The organism is Streptomyces sp. NRRL S-87 (genome assembly GCF_000719335.1).
GTDB lineage: Bacteria > Actinomycetota > Actinomycetes > Streptomycetales > Streptomycetaceae > Streptomyces.
This window is the reverse complement of record NZ_JOGB01000002.1, coordinates 114965-132063: the sequence shown is the minus strand read 5'-3', so window position 1 is coordinate 132063 and position 17099 is coordinate 114965. Positions and strand designations below refer to the sequence as shown.

The 17099-nt window shown below is 74.9% G+C and carries 15 protein-coding genes; 13 read left to right on the top strand and 2 right to left on the bottom strand.

All coding sequences use genetic code 11. From position 1 onward, the window contains the following. Positions 1-74: 74 nt before the first annotated feature. Genes IF43_RS41995 through IF43_RS0101695 form a run of 3 tightly spaced genes read left to right on the top strand, consistent with a single transcriptional unit; the run spans position 75 to position 3109 of the window. Positions 75-1163: a hypothetical protein gene (locus tag IF43_RS41995; RefSeq protein ID WP_199922656.1), complete on the top strand. Its 1089-nt coding sequence runs from the start codon at positions 75-77 to the stop codon at positions 1161-1163. A 26-nt stretch (positions 1164-1189) separates the two neighbouring features. Beyond that, complete coding sequence (mycP, locus tag IF43_RS0101700) at positions 1190-2353, top strand: type VII secretion-associated serine protease mycosin (protein WP_030192947.1); 1164 nt, start codon at positions 1190-1192, stop codon at positions 2351-2353. 12 nt (positions 2354-2365) lie between these two features. Next, positions 2366-3109 (top strand): SseB family protein, encoded by a 744-nt coding sequence (locus tag IF43_RS0101695; RefSeq protein WP_030192946.1) that lies wholly within the window; start codon positions 2366-2368, stop codon positions 3107-3109. A 122-nt stretch (positions 3110-3231) separates the two neighbouring features. On the opposite strand, the gene IF43_RS0101690 is transcribed toward IF43_RS0101695, so the two are convergent. Continuing rightward, positions 3232-3609 carry a DUF1844 domain-containing protein gene (locus IF43_RS0101690; protein ID WP_030192945.1) on the bottom strand — a complete coding sequence of 126 codons (378 nt, stop codon included), beginning with the start codon at positions 3607-3609 and terminating at the stop codon, positions 3232-3234. Positions 3610-4066: 457 nt separating this feature from the next. Between IF43_RS0101690 and infC the strand changes: the two genes are divergently transcribed. From infC to IF43_RS0101645, 9 genes are all read left to right on the top strand, one after another. Continuing rightward, positions 4067-4738: a translation initiation factor IF-3 gene (gene infC / locus IF43_RS0101685; RefSeq protein WP_078909844.1), complete on the top strand. Its 672-nt coding sequence runs from the start codon at positions 4067-4069 to the stop codon at positions 4736-4738. Between the two features lie 101 nt (positions 4739-4839). Further along, positions 4840-5034, top strand: coding sequence for a 50S ribosomal protein L35 (gene rpmI / locus IF43_RS0101680; RefSeq protein ID WP_030192941.1), 195 nt, complete (start codon positions 4840-4842; stop codon positions 5032-5034). A gap of 107 nt (positions 5035-5141) precedes the next feature. Further along, entirely contained in the window at positions 5142-5528 is a 387-nt protein-coding gene (gene rplT / locus IF43_RS0101675) for a 50S ribosomal protein L20 (RefSeq protein WP_030192939.1), read from the top strand. 143 nt (positions 5529-5671) lie between these two features. Further along, positions 5672-6529: an RNA methyltransferase gene (locus IF43_RS0101670; RefSeq protein ID WP_030192937.1), complete on the top strand. Its 858-nt coding sequence runs from the start codon at positions 5672-5674 to the stop codon at positions 6527-6529. A gap of 53 nt (positions 6530-6582) precedes the next feature. Continuing rightward, the gene (locus tag IF43_RS0101665) at positions 6583-7824 is read left to right on the top strand and encodes an ATP-binding protein (RefSeq protein ID WP_030192935.1); all 1242 of its coding nucleotides are present in this window, start codon (positions 6583-6585) and stop codon (positions 7822-7824) included. A 148-nt stretch (positions 7825-7972) separates the two neighbouring features. Further along, positions 7973-9103 (top strand): phenylalanine--tRNA ligase subunit alpha, encoded by a 1131-nt coding sequence (pheS, locus tag IF43_RS0101660; RefSeq protein WP_030192933.1) that lies wholly within the window; start codon positions 7973-7975, stop codon positions 9101-9103. Beyond that, the gene (pheT, locus tag IF43_RS0101655) at positions 9103-11631 is read left to right on the top strand and encodes a phenylalanine--tRNA ligase subunit beta (protein ID WP_030192930.1); all 2529 of its coding nucleotides are present in this window, start codon (positions 9103-9105) and stop codon (positions 11629-11631) included. The genes pheS and pheT overlap by 1 nt, the downstream gene beginning before the upstream one ends. A gap of 280 nt (positions 11632-11911) precedes the next feature. Then, positions 11912-13081: a PP2C family protein-serine/threonine phosphatase gene (locus IF43_RS0101650; protein WP_078909843.1), complete on the top strand. Its 1170-nt coding sequence runs from the start codon at positions 11912-11914 to the stop codon at positions 13079-13081. Positions 13082-13267: 186 nt separating this feature from the next. Continuing rightward, on the top strand, positions 13268-14653 hold the full coding sequence (locus IF43_RS0101645; protein WP_030192927.1) for a hypothetical protein: 1386 nt from the start codon (positions 13268-13270) through the stop codon (positions 14651-14653). A gap of 51 nt (positions 14654-14704) precedes the next feature. On the opposite strand, the gene IF43_RS0101640 is transcribed toward IF43_RS0101645, so the two are convergent. Further along, positions 14705-15577 (bottom strand): 3-hydroxybutyryl-CoA dehydrogenase, encoded by an 873-nt coding sequence (locus IF43_RS0101640; protein WP_030192925.1) that lies wholly within the window; start codon positions 15575-15577, stop codon positions 14705-14707. A gap of 173 nt (positions 15578-15750) precedes the next feature. Here IF43_RS0101640 and IF43_RS0101635 point away from each other — a divergent pair, with 173 nt between their 5' ends. Continuing rightward, positions 15751-17031: a glycoside hydrolase family 10 protein gene (locus IF43_RS0101635; RefSeq protein WP_030192924.1), complete on the top strand. Its 1281-nt coding sequence runs from the start codon at positions 15751-15753 to the stop codon at positions 17029-17031. Positions 17032-17099 lie beyond the last annotated feature (68 nt).

Here is a 17099-nt window from a genome sequence, read left to right as displayed (position 1 = left end):
CCGGGGGGTAGGGGGAAGATCGAGCCCGTAGAGTACGGCCATTCGGGTCTTCGGGGACGGGGGGACGTACGCGCATGACCACCGACCACCCTGCCGGCGGCCGTGTCGACACCGGCTCCGGATCGAACGGTCGCTTCCCGGACGACGGCCGGGACGGCCGCGTTCCGGACCGCGGCTCCGACGGCTTCCCGCGCGGCGGCTTCCGGGGCGATGGCGTCCCGGACCGCGGCTCCGACAGCCTCCGGGCCGACGGCCTCCGGGCCGGCGGCTTCCCGGCCGACGGCCTCCGGGCCGGCGGCTTCCCAGACGGCCTCCCGGACCGCCGCCGTCCCGGGCGCCACGTGGCCGGGCGCGACCTCCCCGCCCCCGGGGCCGGGACGGGCGGGGTCCCGACGCGGGCGGCGGGCGACGCGGGTGCCGACGCGGTCGCGGACCCTCGGCCGGGCGCGGAGCCCGAGCCCGGCCGCGGGCGCGGGCGCCGTGCGGTGGCCGTGGTGTGCGCCGTGCTCGGGAGCGGGCTCATCGGCGGTGCCGCCGCCGGCACCTGGCTGCTCGGCCGCGCCGATGCCGCGCCGCCCGCGGCGGCGTACACCCGGGCGGCCTCGATGTGGCGGGCCGAACCCGTCGACACCCTCTTCCCGCCCGTACTGGTCGGCGACGGCGCGGGGCCGGGCGGGGCCGACCGCCGCTGGACCCGGGTCGCCGTGGACCCCGGCACCGGCTGCCACGCGTGGGCGGTCGCCCTGGGCTGCGCCCACGAGGTGCGGGCCACGTACACCGACGCGACGCGCAGCGCGGTCGTCGGCGCGGGACTCGTCTTCACCGTCGCCCCGGCACCCGCGCAGGCCGCGCTGAAGACCCGCCTCGGGGGCCGCACCCCGCTGCCGACGGCGTACGGGATCCCCGACCGGGCCCGGGCCAGCTGGACGGTGTCCGTCCTGACGGACGCGCCCGCCGTGGTCTACGCGGTGTCCGGGTTCGCGGACCGGCGCCCCGTCGCGGCGCCCCGGCCGGCTGCCGCGGCGATGGCCTCCGACGACCGGAGCGCGGTGGCGCAGGCGGGGCTCGGCCACGAGGCGAGAGCGGTCGCGGACCGACTCGAGCGGGGGCTGCGGCGTCGCGTGGCCGCGTCCGGTCCCGTGGTTGCGGGGGCCGGCCGGTGAACGCGCTTCGGTGGGGGCGGCGGGGCCTGGTCGTGGCGGTTGCGGGCGCGGTGCTCGCGGCGGGCGGGGGCGGGGCGGCGGTGGCCGACGGGATCCGGGACCGGCAGTGGGGGCTGGCGGCGCTGCACGCGCGCCAGGCGTGGCGTACGACCCAGGGGGCGGGGGTCACGGTCGCCGTCCTCGACACCGGGGTCGACGGCACCCATCCCGACCTGCGCGGAGCGGTGCTCCCGGGCAAGGATCTCATCGGCTTCGGCGCCGGCCGCGGCGACCGCCCCTGGGCCCGCCACGGCACGGCCATGGCCGGGATCATCGCGGGCCGGGGCCACGGACCCGGCCGCGAGCAGGGCGTCCTCGGCATCGCCCCGGCTGCCGACGTCCTCCCCGTGCGCGTGATCCTCGAGGAGGGCGACCCGGGCCGGGCGCGGGCCCGCGAGCGCAAGGGCGGCGCCCTCGCCGAGGGCATCCGCTGGGCCGCCGACCACGGCGCCGACGTGATCAACCTGTCCCTCGGGGACGACAGCGAGACCGCCCACCACGAGGCCGCCGAGGACGAGGCCGTCCAGTACGCCCTCGCCAGGGGCGTCGTGGTCGTCGCCTCCGCCGGCAACGGCGGCCAGGACGGCGACCGCGTGTCCTACCCGGCCGCCTACCCGGGCGTCATCGCCGTCACCGCCGTCGACCGCGCCGGCACCAAGGCACCCTTCTCCACCCGCCACTGGTACGCCGACGTCAGCGCCCCCGGGGTCGACGTCGTCATCGCCGACCCCGACCGGCACTACTACGAGGGCTGGGGCACCAGCGCGGCCGCCGCCTGGGTCTCCGGGACCGTCGCCCTGATCCGCGCCGCCCACCCCGGGCTGAGCCCGGCCCAGATCGGACGGCTGCTGGCCGACACCGCGCGCGACGAGCCCGCCGGCGGCCGCGACGACGCGCGCGGTCACGGCCTGGTCGATCCCGCGGCCGCCCTCGCCGCCGCGGCCCGGCTGCGCCCCGAGCCGCCGCAGCCCACCCCGGCCCCGGCCGCCGCGGTGTATTTCGGGCCCGGACCCGAGCGCACCGCGCCCCCGCCGCCCGCCCGCCGCCTGCCCGCGGCGGCCGTCGCGGGCGCGGGTGCGCTGCTGCTCGCCGCCGCCCTCGTCCTCGGGCGCCGCCGCCGCGCCGCGGAGCGGGGCGGTCCGACGGGATAGGGTCGGGGGATTGTGGCGCATGACAAGAACATCCCCGACCCCGGTTTCGCCGACGACGACGGCTCCGCCGACCCCGTGCTGAGCGCGGCCCTCGCCGCCTGGTCCGAGGACAGATCGGCCGAGCCCCGCGTGCTGGCGGCCCTCAAGGACGCCCGGCTGCTGGTCCCCGTGGTCGCCCTGCTCGGCGAGGTCGAGACCGACCCCGAGACCGGCCTGCGCCGCGAGAAGACCTCCGACATGGCGGTGCCGACGCTGACCGCGGGCGACCGGCGGGCGCTCCCGGCGTTCACCTCGCTCGACTCCCTCGCGCGCTGGGACCCCAAGGCCCGCCCGGTGGCGGTACCGCTGCGCCAGGCGCTCGCGGCCCTCGTGCACGAGAAGGCGGACACCCTCGTGCTCGACCTCGCGGGCCCGGTCCCGTACCAGGTCACCGGCTCCGCCCTGCTCGCCCTCGCGGAGGGCCGCACCAGTGCCGCCCCGCTCGACGACCCCGCCGTCACGGAGGCGGTCCGGACGGTCGTCGCGGGGGAGCCGGCGGTCGTACGGGCCCATCTCGTGCCCGGCGGCGCGGACGCCGACGGGATCCTGGCCGTGGCCCTCGACGCCCCCGCGGCGGAGGTGCCGCAGGCGGCCCGCCGGATCGCCGGGGCGCTCGCGGCCGACGAGACCCTGCGGGCGCGCCTCGTGCGCGGGCTGAACCTCGCCCTGCTGCCCGCGGACGCCCCCGCCCCCGGCGAGCCGCTGTACGCCCGCTGAGGCGGGACGCCCGTACGGCGCAGGCGGTACGAGACGTGCGGAAGGGCCCGGGGACCACGTCCCCGGGCCCTTCCTCGAAGGTCCGGAATGACGACCGCCCGTGCGCGGGCGGCCCGCGCCGGTCAGCCGAAGACCGGGCCGGTGAACTTCTCGCCGGGGCCCTGACCGGGCTCGTCCGGGACCAGGGACGCCTCGCGGAAGGCGAGCTGGAGGGACTTCAGGCCGTCGCGCAGCGGCGCCGCGTGGAAGGAGCTGATCTCGGTCGCGCTCGCGGTCACCAGGCCGGCCAGCGCGGTGATCAGCTTGCGGGCCTCGTCGAGGTCCTTGTGCTCGGAGTCGGGCTTGTCCAGGCCCAGGTTGACCGCGGCGGCGCTGAGCAGGTGCACCGCGACCGTCGTGATCACCTCGACCGCGGGCACCTCCGCGATGTCGCGGGTCAGGGTCTCGTAGTCGGGGGCCTCGTCGGCCTCGGTGGCGGTGGGGGGCGTCGCGTCAGTCATGCCACACACGATAAGCCGCACCGGTGAAGCGGACGACGCCCACCCGCTTCCGCCCGGCCCCGGGGGACCGCCGCACCGGCCCGGGCGGCCGGGCCGCGCGCGGTCGGCACCCCGGTCCGCGGGTCCGGCCGCCGCGCGCGGGGCGGCCGGTTCGCGTCGCCGGGCGGGGGCTGCTAACCTTGTGTGACGACCGGCCGGAGACGCATGTCCCCGGCCCACAAGTGGAGGCTCCGTACTCCCACCCGACCGTCCCCGAGGGACGGCGGGTCACCGGTCAGGCGGCAGCCATCGTTCCGTACGGACGATGGAAGCCGCCCGAGATGCGCGCCCCGTGATGACTCACGGCGGTGCTCCGGTAGTACGAGGAGCTCCCGCCTGTGTCCGTCCGGGGCATTTTTCGTGTTCCGGCGCGGTCGGTCTGACGAAACAGACGTCCGCGGCTGTCCCCCAGGCAGTCGTGTGGTGCTACCGAGGAGGATCCATCAGCGCCGAGCCCCGCATCAACGACCGGATTCGCGTTCCCGAGGTGCGACTTGTCGGTCCCAGCGGCGAGCAGGTCGGAATTGTTCCGCTTGCCAAGGCCCTGGAGCTTGCGCAGGAGTACGACCTGGACCTGGTCGAGGTCGCGGCGAACGCCCGTCCGCCCGTGTGCAAGCTCATGGACTACGGGAAGTTCAAGTACGAGTCGGCCATGAAGGCCCGTGAGGCGCGCAAGAACCAGGCGCACACGGTCATCAAGGAGATGAAGCTCCGGCCGAAGATCGACCCGCACGACTACGACACCAAGAAGGGTCACGTCGTCCGGTTCCTCAAGCAGGGCGACAAGGTCAAGATCACGATCATGTTCCGTGGTCGCGAGCAGTCCCGGCCGGAGCTCGGCTACCGACTGCTGCAGCGCCTGGCGGAGGACGTCCAGGACCTCGGTTTCGTCGAGTCGAACCCGAAGCAGGACGGCCGCAACATGATCATGGTCCTCGGTCCGCACAAGAAGAAGACCGAGGCGATGGCCGAAGCCCGCGAGGCGCAGGCCGCCCGCAAGGCCGAGCGCCAGGGTGGTCAGGCCGCCGCCGAGGCCCCCGAGGCCGACGCGGACGCCGACGCCGCTGCGACGGAGACCGCCGAGGCCTGATCCCGGAGCAGCCGCCCCGGGTCACAAGACACAACTGACGCTCCCGTGCGCCGGTCCGCGAGGACCGGTGGGGGCGCCACTGACGAGGAGATAACGGCGCTATGCCGAAGAACAAGACGCACAGCGGTTCCAAGAAGCGCTTCAAGATCACCGGCTCCGGCAAGGTGCTCCGCGAGCGCGCCGGCAAGCGCCACCTGCTCGAGCACAAGTCGTCCAAGCTGACGCGTCGCCTCACCGGCAACGCCGAGATGGCCCCGGGCGACGCCGCGAAGATCAAGAAGCTTCTCGGCAAGTGACGTCGCTCCGCTCCCGGCACGGGAGCGGAACTGCGACGGCTGGACCGGGACCCAATCGTTTTGGGCCGTGTGAAGACAACCACGGCCCCGCTACAAGGAGTTAAAAAGTGGCACGCGTCAAGCGGGCAGTAAACGCCCACAAGAAGCGCCGGGCGATCCTCGAGGCGGCCTCCGGCTACCGCGGTCAGCGTTCGCGCCTGTACCGCAAGGCCAAGGAGCAGGTCACCCACTCGCTGGTCTACAACTACAACGACCGCAAGAAGCGCAAGGGCGACTTCCGCCAGCTCTGGATCCAGCGCATCAACGCCGCTGCCCGCCAGAACGGCATGACGTACAACCGCCTCATCCAGGGTCTGAAGGCCGCCAACATCGAGGTGGACCGCAAGATGCTGGCCGAGCTGGCCGTCAACGACATCAACGCGTTCGCCGCGCTCGTCGAGGTCGCCCAGAAGGCGCTCCCGGCCGACGTGAACGCCCCGAAGGCCGCCGCCTGAGCGACCTGACGGTCGCACGAGCCGCACGAGGCTGAACCGGACCCGCAGGCGCCATGCCTGCGGGTCCGGTGTTTTCCGCCCCCCTTCGGCGTTCCCGCGCCGCCCCCGCTCCCTTCCGGACCCGACAGAGAGACCGCCGAGCCATGGCAACCCCCGCCGAGCTGATCTCCCCGCGCTCCCCGCGGGTGGCCGCCGCCAGACGCCTCGCGCGGCGCAACTTCCGCACCAAGGAGCGCCGCTTCATCGCCGAGGGCCCCCAGGCCGTCCGCGAGGCCGTGGCCCACCGGGGCCCCGACGGGCCCACGCTCATCGAGCTCTTCGCCACCGTCGAGGCCGCCGAGCGCTACACCGAGATCATCGACGCCGCGCGCGCCTCCGGGGTCCGGGTCCACTACGCCGCCGACGAGGTGCTGGCCGAGGTCTCCCAGACCGTCACCCCGCAGGGCCTGGTCGGGGTCTGCCGGTTCCTCGACACCCCCTTCGAGGAGATCCTCGGCGACCGCCCCCGCCTCGTCGCGGTCCTCGCGCACGTGCGCGACCCCGGGAACGCCGGCACGGTACTGCGCTGCGCCGACGCCGCCGGCGCCGACGCGGTGATCCTCACCGACGCCTCCGTGGACCTGTACAACCCCAAGTCGGTACGGGCCTCCGTGGGCTCCCTCTTCCACCTGCCGGTCGCCGTCGGCGTCCCGGTCGAGCAGGCCGTCGCGGGGCTGCGCGCCGCGGGCGTACGGATCCTCGCCGCCGACGGTGCCGGCAAGGACGACCTCGACGCGGAGCTCGACGCGGGCACCATGGGCGGGCCCTCGGCCTGGGTGTTCGGCAACGAGGCGTGGGGACTGCCCGAGGAGACCCGGGCGCTGGCCGACGCGGTCGTCCGCGTCCCCATCCACGGCAAGGCCGAGAGCCTGAACCTCGCCACCGCCGCGGCCGTGTGCCTCTACGCGTCCGCGCGTGCACAGCGGGCGCCCGGAGGGTGCCGCTCCGTGACCCCCAGCTAGTAATGTGACGCCCCGGGGGCCCACTGCGCCTCCGAGATGTGGGGTACGGGGACATGACCGTCGGGACGAACGGCTCACCGAGGGCCGCGGCAGCAGCTGCGATCCCGCCGCAACCGCTGCCCGCGGCCGGCCCCGGACCCACGGCCGGCCCCGGACCCGCGGCCGGCCCGGGATCCGCCGCCGGACCGGGCCCCGCGGCCGCGGCCTCCGCCGGGACCTCCGGTGGGGCGCCCGCCGCCGGCACGGTCCCCGGACTCGACCCCGACGAGCTCCCCGACGGCCTCGTCGTCGCCGACGAGGCCGGGCACGTGGTCTGCTTCAACCGCGCCGCCGCCCGCATCACCGCCACCGACCCGGCCACCGCCCTCGGCGCCCGCATCGAGCACGCGCTGCCGCTGGAGGACCTCGAGGGCCGGCGCTGGTGGACGGTCACCGACCCGTACGGCGGCCTGGCCACCCGTACCGGCCAGCCCGAGCGCTACCTCCTCCTGCCCGGCGGCCACGAGGTGCTGGTCTCCGCCCGGTACGTGCGCGAACGGCCCGCCGGCCCCCTGCACCGGCTCGTCGTCTCCCTGCGCGGCACCGAGGCACGGCGCCGCACCGAGCGCAGCCACGCCGAGCTCATCGCCACCGTCGCCCACGAACTGCGCTCCCCGCTGACCTCCGTCAAGGGCTTCACCGCCACGCTGCTGGCCAAGTGGGAGCGGTTCACCGACGACCAGAAGCGGCTCATGCTGGAGACCGTCGACGCCGACGCCGGCCGGGTCACCCGGCTGATCGCCGAGCTGCTCGACATCTCCCGCATCGACTCCGGCCGGCTGGAGCTGCGCCGCCAGCCCGTCGACATCGCCACCGCCGTCGGCCGCCACGTCCAGGCCCTCACCGCGAACGGGCAGGCCCCCGAGCGGTTCCTGGTCCGCATCGGGCGCCCGCTGCCGGACCTGTGGGCGGACCCCGACAAGATCGACCAGGTGCTCGGCAACCTCCTCGAAAATGCCGTGCGGCACGGCGAGGGAACCGTCACCATCGACGTGGCACCCGCCCACACCAAGACCGAGAGGGGGACGGCGGTCACCGTGACGGACGAAGGCCCCGGCATCCCCGAGGAGTCCATGAGCCGCGTGTTCACCCGCTTCTGGCGGGGCAGCAAGCGCGGCGGGACCGGTCTCGGCCTGTACATCGTCAAGGGCATCGTCGAGGCCCACGGCGGGACGATCACCGTCGGGCGCGGCCCCGGAGGCGGCGCCGAGTTCCGATTTACCCTGCCCGTGGGCGCGCCGGCCTACCTCTCGTAAACCTCCGAGAGTCTCGCCAGGCGGCCCACGGGCTCCTCCACGCCCGCCCGCCCCGTAGACTCGTCCTTTGGCACCTTTGCGTCCCTTTGACGAACTCAACCGGTCGGAGCGGGGACCACCAGCCAGCCCATCGGAAGTACGGGAAGAGATGTCGGCACCGAACAAGTCGTACGACCCTGTCGAGGTCGAGGCACTGAAACCGGAAGAGATCGAGCGCATGCGGGACGAGGCGCTCGCCGCCTTCGCGGCCGCCTGCGACCTCGACGCACTGGCGCACGCGAAGACCGCCCACGCCGGCGGCACCTCGCCGCTCGCCCTCGCGAACCGCGAGATCGGCGCCCTGCCGCCCCAGGCAAAGGCCGAGGCGGGCAAGCGCGTCGGCCAGGCCCGCGGCGCCGTGAACAAGGCGTACGCGGAGCGGCTCGCGGCCCTGGAGGCCGAGCGCGACGAGCGCGTCCTGGTCGAGGAGGCGGTGGACGTCACGCTGCCCTACGACCGCGTCCCGGCCGGCGCCCGGCACCCCCTGACCACCCTGATGGACCGCATCGCGGACATCTTCGTGGCCATGGGGTACGAGGTCGCCGAGGGCCCCGAGGTCGAGGCGGAGTGGTTCAACTTCGACGCCCTCAACTTCACGCCCGACCACCCGGCCCGCCAGATGCAGGACACCTTCTTCGTCCGCGGCCCCGAGGGCGTCGAGGGCGACGAGTCCGGTGTCGTGCTGCGCACCCACACCTCGCCGGTGCAGGCCCGCGCCCTCCTGGAGCGCCGCGAGCCGCCCGTCTACATCGTCTGCCCGGGCCGCGTGTACCGCACCGACGAGCTCGACGCCACGCACACCCCGGTCTTCCACCAGGTCGAGCTGCTGGCCGTCGACGAGGGCCTCACGATGGCCGACCTCAAGGGCACCATCGACCACATGGTCAAGGCGCTCTTCGGTGACGACGTCACCACCCGCCTGCGCCCGAACTTCTTCCCGTTCACCGAGCCGTCCGCCGAGATGGACATGCAGTGCTACGTGTGCCGCGGCGCGTCGGTGGGCAACCCCGACCGCCCCTGCCGCACCTGCTCCAGCGAGGGCTGGATCGAGCTCGGCGGCTGCGGCATGGTCAACCCCAAGGTGCTCACCGCCTGCGGTGTGGACCCCGAGAAGTACAGCGGGTTCGCCTTCGGGTTCGGCATCGAGCGGATGCTGATGTTCCGCCACAACGTGGAAGACATGCGAGACATGGTCGAGGGTGACGTCCGGTTCACCCGGCCGTTCGGGATGGAGATCTGATGCGGGTCCCGCTTTCTTGGCTGCGGGAGTACGTCGACCTGCCTGCGGGCGAGACCGGTCGTGACGTGCAGGCCAAGCTCATCGACGCCGGTCTGGAGGTCGAGACCGTCGAGCAGCTGGGCGCCGACCTGACGGGCCCGCTCGCGGTCGGCCAGGTGCTGACCATCGAGGAGCTGGAGGGCTTCAAGAAGCCGATCCGCTTCTGCACCGTCGACGTCGGCCAGGCCAACGGCACCGGCGAGCCCCAGGAGATCGTCTGCGGCGCCCGCAACTTCGCGGTCGGCGACAAGGTCGTCGTGGCCCTGCCCGGCGCGGTGCTGCCCGGCGACTTCGCGATCGCCGCGCGCAAGACGTACGGCAGGAACTCGCACGGCATGATCTGCTCCGGCGACGAGCTCGGCATGGGCGACGACGGCACGCACGGCATCATCGTGCTGCCGCCGGAGATCGAGGTCGGCATCGACGCGATCGAGCTGCTGGAGCTGAACGACGAGGTCCTCGACATCGCCGTCACCCCGGACCGCGGCTACTGCCTGTCCCTGCGCGGCGTGGCCCGCGAGACGGCCACCGCGTACGGGCTGCCGCTGCGCGACCCGGCGCTGCTCGACGTCCCGGCCCCGAACTCGTACGGCTACCTGGTCAAGGTCTCCGACCCGACCGGCTGCGACCGCTTCACCGCGCGCACCGTCACGGGCCTGGACCCCGAGGCCAAGTCCCCGATCTGGCTCAAGCGCCGCCTTCAGAAGGCCGGCATGCGCCCGATCTCGCTCGCGGTCGACGTCACGAACTACGTGATGCTGGAACTCGGCCAGCCGCTGCACGCCTACGACCGCTCCCGCCTGGACGGTCCCATCGGCGTCCGCCGCGCCGAGCAGGGCGAGAAGTTCACCACCCTCGACGGCGTCAAGCGCGTCCTCGACGCCGAGGACCTGGTGATCACCGACAACAGCGGGCCGATCGGCCTCGCCGGCGTCATGGGCGGTGCCGACACCGAGATCGCCGACGCCGTGGCCGACCCGGAGACGGGCGCCGTCACCGGCACCACGGACGTCGTGATCGAGGCCGCGCACTTCGACCCGATCACCATCTCCCGCACCGCCCGCCGCCACAAGCTGTCCTCCGAGGCGTCCAAGCGCTTCGAGCGCGGCGTGGACCCGCAGGCCGCCGCCGCTGCCGCGCAGCGCACGGTCGACCTGCTGGTCCTGCTGGCCGGCGGTACCGCCGAGGCGGGCGTCACCGAGCTGGCCGCCCCGGTCGCCCCCCGGACCGTCGCCATGCGCGCGGACCACCCGGACCGGGTCGCGGGCGTCGAGTACGGCCGCGAGACCGTCGTACGCCGCCTCCAGGAGGTCGGCTGCGACGTCTACGGCCAGGACGAGCTCGTCGTCACCGTGCCGTCGTGGCGTCCCGACCTCGCCGAGCCCAACGACCTCGCCGAGGAGGTCATCCGGCTCGAGGGCTACGCCAACCTGCCCTCGACCCTCCCGCAGGTGCCCTCCGGCCGCGGTCTGACCGCCCGCCAGCAGCTGCACCGCCGGGTCGGCCGCGCGCTGGCCGGCGCCGGCTACGTCGAGGCGCTGAACTACCCGTTCCTCGGCGACAGCGTCTTCGACCAGCTCCAGCTGCCCGCGCACGACGCGAGCCGCCAGGTCGTCACGCTCGTCAACCCGCTGTCCGACGAGGAGCCGGCGCTGCGCACGACGCTGCTGCCGGGCCTGCTCGGCGCGCTGCGCCGCAACGACAGCCGCGGCAGCCACGACCTCGCGCTCTTCGAGACCGGCCTGGTCTTCCGCGCCGGCGACCGGCCGGGCGTCGCGGTGCGCCTCGGCGTGGACCGCCGTCCCACGGACGAGGAGATCGCCACGCTCAACGCGGCGCTGCCCGCCCAGCCGCGGTACGCCGCGGTCGTGCTGGCCGGTGCCCGCGAGCAGGCCGGCTGGTGGGGCAAGGGCCGTCCGTCCGACTGGGCCGACGCGGTCGAGGCCGCCCGCTCGCTGGCCCGTGCGGCCGGCGCCGGCCTGGTGGTCCGCCAGGGCCAGTACGGTCCGTGGCACCCGGGCCGGTGCGCCGAGCTGATCGTCACCCTCGACGGTGTCGAGCAGGTCATCGGCCACGCCGGCGAGCTGCACCCGCGCGTCGTCAAGGCGCTCGGGCTGCCCGCCCGCACCAGCGCGATGGAGCTCGACCTGGACCGCCTCCAGCGGGCCGGCGGCGAGGCCCTCCAGGCGCCCCGGATCTCCGCCTTCCCGGTGGCGACCCAGGACGTCGCGCTGATCGTCGACGCGTCGGTCCCGGCCGCCACGGTCGAGGCCGCGCTGCGCAAGGGCGCCGGTGAACTGCTGGAGTCGCTGCGGCTGTTCGACGTCTTCACCGGCGAGCAGGTCGGCGAGGGCAAGAAGTCGCTGGCGTACGCGCTGCGCTTCCGCGCCGCCGACCGCACGCTGACGGCCGAGGAGTCCACGGCCGCCCGCGACGCCGCCGTCGCGCTCGCCACCGAGCGCACCGGCGCGGTGCTGCGCGGGGCCTGACCGCCCCGCCGGGCGCCCGGGGGGTCACCATCGCCCCGGCGCGTCCGCACCGAGGAGTCCCCCGAGGGGCCCATCCGAAGGTTTCGGGTGGGCCCCTCACTCATTCGGGTGAGATCCTCCGGCAGGGGTCTCAGCAGGATCCGGCCACTCGACACAATCGTTCCGGCCGCGGGACGACGGGCGAGAGCCGAGGGTCCCCACACAGGCTTTCAGCGCCCCGGGGGCGACGCGAGCCCCAGACACGAGACGGCCTCTACCTCAGGGCTCCGGGGAGGCCGACGTGACGGGATCCAGGGTGCGGTGCCCGCTGACCGGGGACCTGCCCCCGCTGCGCCGGGCGTGCCTGACCGCCTGGGCGCTGGCCGCGGTGACGTGGGAGCTGGGCGCCCCCGAAGCACTGCACGCCCCCTTACTGACCCGACTGGCCACCTGCGCCGCCTTCCTGGGCCTGGGCGCGGTCGCGGCGCTGTGCCTGCGCCAGGGCGTGCTCGCCGAGCTGCGGCGCGCCCAGGAGGTCGCCGGAGCCGCCCAGCGGGCCCTGCTGCGCCCCCTGCCGCCCCGCATGGAGGGGCTCGCCCTGGCCGCCGTCCAGGTGTCCGCCAGCCGCGGCGCGACGATCGGCGGCGACCTCTACGCGGCGCTGCCGACCCGGTACGGGGTGCGCGTGGTGATGGGCGACGTCCGCGGTCACGGCCTGCCGGCGCTCGGCGCGGCCGCCGCGGTCCTCGGTAGCTTCCGCGAGGCGGCCTACGACGAACGGGACCTGGGCGGCGTACTGCGGCGCATGGAACGGGCGTTGCAGCGGCACCTGCGCGAGCGGGCCCGCACCGAGGCCGCGGACGGACCCCAAACCGGGCCCGCTGCCGAGGAGTTCGTGACCGTCCTGGTCCTGGAGATCGCCCCCGACGGGGTGCTGCGGGCCCTCAACTGCGGCCACCCCTGGCCCTTCCGGCTCCGCCGCGCCGGCACCCCGCTCGGCCACGCGGAACCCTGGGCCGGCGGCGAGACGCTGCCGCCGCTCGGCGTGCTCCCGCTGCCGGCGGAGCTGCTGGTGCGGCCGTGCGGGGTGCTGCTGCCGGGCGAGGCGCTGTTCCTGCACACCGACGGGGTCGCCGACGCCCGTGACCGGGCCGGCCGCCACTTCCCCCTCGGCGGGGTGCTCAGGGAGGCGGCCGGCGCGACGGGCACGCCCGCCGGCCTGGTCGCGGGCGTGCACGCCGCTCTGCTGCGCCACACCAGCGGGCAGCTCGCCGACGATGCCGCCCTGCTGGTGGTGCGCAACGACCGCCGCCTGGTGCCCGTGCAACCGAGCGGGCAGGCGGTGCGCCGGGGCAGTGACCCCGCACGGGACCTGACAGGACCCGAGAGCGGAGCCTTGGCGCGGCGGCCGTGGAGCGCCGCCCGCCCTGCCGCGGAGTGTCGGGCAGACGGCAGGGCAGGCGGCGCGTAGTCGGGCCGTCGCACTGTACGAGGGGGAGCCGACGGCCCTGGCTACCTCTTGGCGAGGCGCTTCAGTCAACCGGTCCCGGGGGCCTCCGCGGCAGAGTGCGCCGCGCATTTATGCGCGCACTCGGTTCACACCCCGTGTGAAGCCCGGCCCCACTACGCTGGCTCCGACGAGTTCTTGGAGGGGCCCATGCTGCCCAACAGCCTGCTCGACGCCCTCCTCGCGGAGGCGGGCATCTCGCACGCCGGACTCGCCGCCCGGGTCAACCAGGCGGGCCGGACGCGGGGTTTGGCCCTGCGGTACGAACACACCGCCGTGGCCCGCTGGTTGAAGGGCCAGCGGCCGCGCGGCCAGGTGCCCGACCTGATCTGCGAGGTGCTCGCCGCCCGGCTGGCCCGCACCGTCACCCTCGACGACATCGGCCTGGGCGTCCCCGGCACCCCGGCCGAGCCGGGCCCCTCCCCGCTGGCCGGGTTCGTGGACCGGGCCACCGCCCTGTGGCGCTCCGACGGACAGGGCCGCCCCCAGCACCTGGCCGCCGCCGCCCTGACGGGCACTCCGGCCGTGATGCCCGTGTGGGAGTGGGAGAACCCGCCCGAGGACGCGGACGTGGCCCGGCCCGCCTGCGCGGCGGCTGCCGGCGGCGCGGCCGTCGGACCCGAGCACATCGAGGTCCTGCGGGCCGCCCGGGCCCACTACGAGCTGCTGTACCGGCGGGCCGGCGGGATGGCCACCCGCGGCCGGGTGGTCCGCTTCCTGGGCAGCGAGACCGCCCCGCTGCTGCGCGGCAGCTACCCCGACGACCTGGGGCGCCGGCTGCACCGGGCGGCCGGGTCGCTCGTCGCGGTCGCGGGCATCTGCGCGTACGACTCGGACGCCCACGGCCTGGCCCAGCGCTACTTCCACCAGGCGCTGCGGCTGGCCAAGGCCAGTGGCGACCGCGGACTCGGGGCGTACGTCGTCGCCCTGCTCGTCAACCAGTCCCTCCACCTGGGCGAGTACCGGCAGGCGGTGGCGTTCGCGGAGGCCGCGCTGCGCGCCGCCGGCGCCCGTACCACCCCGGCGCTCACCGCCGACCTGTACGCGATGCAGGCCAAGGCCTACGCGCGGCTCGGCGACGGGGCGACGGCGCTGTCCTGCATCGGGCGGGCGGAGGAGGCCGCCGGGCGCATCCGGCCGGCCGGCGAACCGGACGAGACCGGCTACGTACAGCCCGGGCTGGTGAACGTACAGGTGGCGGAGGCGCTGCTGGCCCTGGGGGACCTGGCGGCCGCGCACGCGCACGCCGCGGCGGCCGTGGCGAGTCCGGCGCACGACCGCGGCCGCGTGCACCGGCTGGCGATGCTGTGCGAGGTCGAGCTGCGGCGCGGGGAGGTGGACCGGGCGGGCGCGGCGGCGGCCGAAATGGCCGAGCGGGCGCGGGGGATGGAGTCCCGGCGGCTGCGGGACCGGCTGCGCACCGTGCGGGCCGCCCTGCTGGCCAGCGGCAGCGCGGAGGCCCGGCAGGCGGCGGGGCTCGTCGACGAGGCGCTGCGGGTGCCGCTGTGGGCGGCCGGGACGTGGAGCACGTCGTGATCCGGGCCGGGTGACGCCGCCGCCCGGGCGGCGGCGTCACCCGCGCGCCGGTCAGCTGTACGGGTAGAAGCCGGAGCCCGTCTTGCGGCCCAGCCGGCCCGCGTCGACCATGCGCTGCAGCAGCGGGGGAGCGGCGTACAGAGGCTCCTTGTACTCGGTGTACATCGAGTCGGCGATCGAGACGATGGTGTCCAGGCCGATGAGGTCGGACAGCTTCAGCGGGCCCATGGGGTGGGCGCAGCCGAACTCCATGCCGTTGTCGATGTCCTCGCGGCTGGCGATGCCCGACTCGAACATCCGGATCGCGGAGAGCAGGTAGGGCACCAGCAGCGCGTTCACCACGAAGCCGGAGCGGTCCTGGGCGCGGATCGGGTGCTTGCCCAGCACCTGGGTCACCAGCGCGTCGGCGCGCTTGATCGTCTCCTCGCTGGTGGTCAGCGCCGGGATGAGCTCGACGAGCTTCTGCACCGGGGCCGGGTTGAAGAAGTGGATGCCGATGACCTGGTCGGGGCGCGAGGTCGCGACGGCCAGCTTCACGAGCGGGATCGAGGAGGTGTTGGAGGCCAGGATGGCGTCCGGGCGGGTGATCACCTGGTCGAGGACCTGGAAGATCTCCGTCTTGACCTGCTCGTTCTCGACCACGGCCTCGATGACCAGGTCGCGGTCGGCGAACTCGCCGAGGTCGGTGGTGAAGCTGAGGCGGGCCAGGGTGGAGTCCCGCTCCTCGGCCGTGATCTTGCCGCGCTCGGCGGCCTTGGTCAGGGAGTTGTACAGCCGGGTGCGGCCGATCTCCAGGGCTTCGCCGGTGGTCTCGGCGACCTTGACCTCGAGACCGCTGCGCGCGCACACCTCGGCGATGCCCGCGCCCATCTGGCCACAGCCCACTACGCCGACGCGGGTGATGTCGGTAGGGAGGTCCGTCACTTGGTGCCCTTTCGGTGCTCATCCTCGGCGGGTCCCCCGTGGGTCAGTGTCACTGCTCTCCGGCGCCCGCCACGCCCCACGACGTTACTCCCGCCGCTGCGCCCCCTGAAGGGGCGGGGCGGGCATGCTGTGCGGGAACGATCTGTCGTTACTCTGCGGAACGGGAGTGTCACATGACGTACATGGGGCGGCGGGGCCTGCTCGCGGGCGCGGCCGGGGCGGCGGCCGCGGTGATCGGCGCGGGGACGGCCGCCGCAGCGGGGCCGCGCACGGGGCGTACGGAGCCGTCCGCGGAGCCGGGCGGCCGGCGGCGGCGCCGCCGGGACGGGGCGCCGGAGTTCCGGGGCATGTGGCTGGCGACCGTGGAGAACCTCGACTGGCCGTCGCGGGCCGGGTTGAGCGCTGCGGCGCAGCGCAGCGAGCTGATCGGGTACCTCGACGCGGCGGTGCGGCGCCGGCTCAACGCGGTGGTCCTCCAGGTCAGGCCGACCGCCGACGCGATGTGGCCCTCGGAGCACGAGCCCTGGTCGCAGTGGCTCACCGGCACGCAGGGCAAGGACCCGGGGTGGGACCCGCTGGGCACGGCGGTGGCCGAGGCGCACGCGCGCGGACTGGAGCTGCACGCCTGGTTCAACCCGTACCGGATCGCCAACCACACCGACCTCTCGCGGCTGGCGGCGGGCCACCCGGCGCGCGAGTACCCGGAGTGGACGGTGGAGTACGGAGGTCGGACGTACTACAACCCCGGGCTGCCGGAGGTGCGGGCCTTCGTGCAGGAGGCGATGCTCGACGCGGTCGACCGCTACCCGCTGGACGCGGTGCACTGGGACGACTACTTCTACCCGTACCCGGTCAGCGACGAGTACTTCGACGACGACGACGCGTACGACGAGTACGGCGGGGCCTTCGCCTCCCGCGGCGACTGGCGCCGCGACAACGTCAACGCGCTGGTGCGGGAGATGCGCGAGGGGATCGCGCGGGTGCGGCCCGGCACCCGCTTCGGGATCAGCCCGTTCGGGGTGTGGCGCACCCGGGACCAGGACCCGCTCGGCTCCCCGAACGGGCCGAGCCTGTGCTCGTACGACGACCTGTACGCGGACACCCGGCTCTGGATCGAGCAGGGTTGGCTCGACTACGTCGTACCGCAGCTGTACTGGCACATCGGACACCCCGCCGTCGACTACGCCACGCTCGCGACCTGGTGGGCCGAGACGGTCCGGGGCTCGGGCGTGGACCTGTACGTCGGCGAGGCGCTGTACCGGTGCGACCCGGAGAGCGAGACGGCCGCCTGGCGGAAGGTGGACGAGCTGTCCCGGCACCTGACGTACGCGGCCCGGTACGCGGAGGTCCGCGGCCACGTCTACTTCTCGGGGAAGCAGGTGGCCGCGGACCCTTCGGGTGCCATGGCGAGGGTGGTCGCCGACCACTACCCCACGGCGGTGCCGCCCCGCTGACGGTCAGCCGCGGCGGTGCCGCCCTCGCGGGCGGTCCCCGCGGTCGCCGTCAGCGGTACGGCGCACGG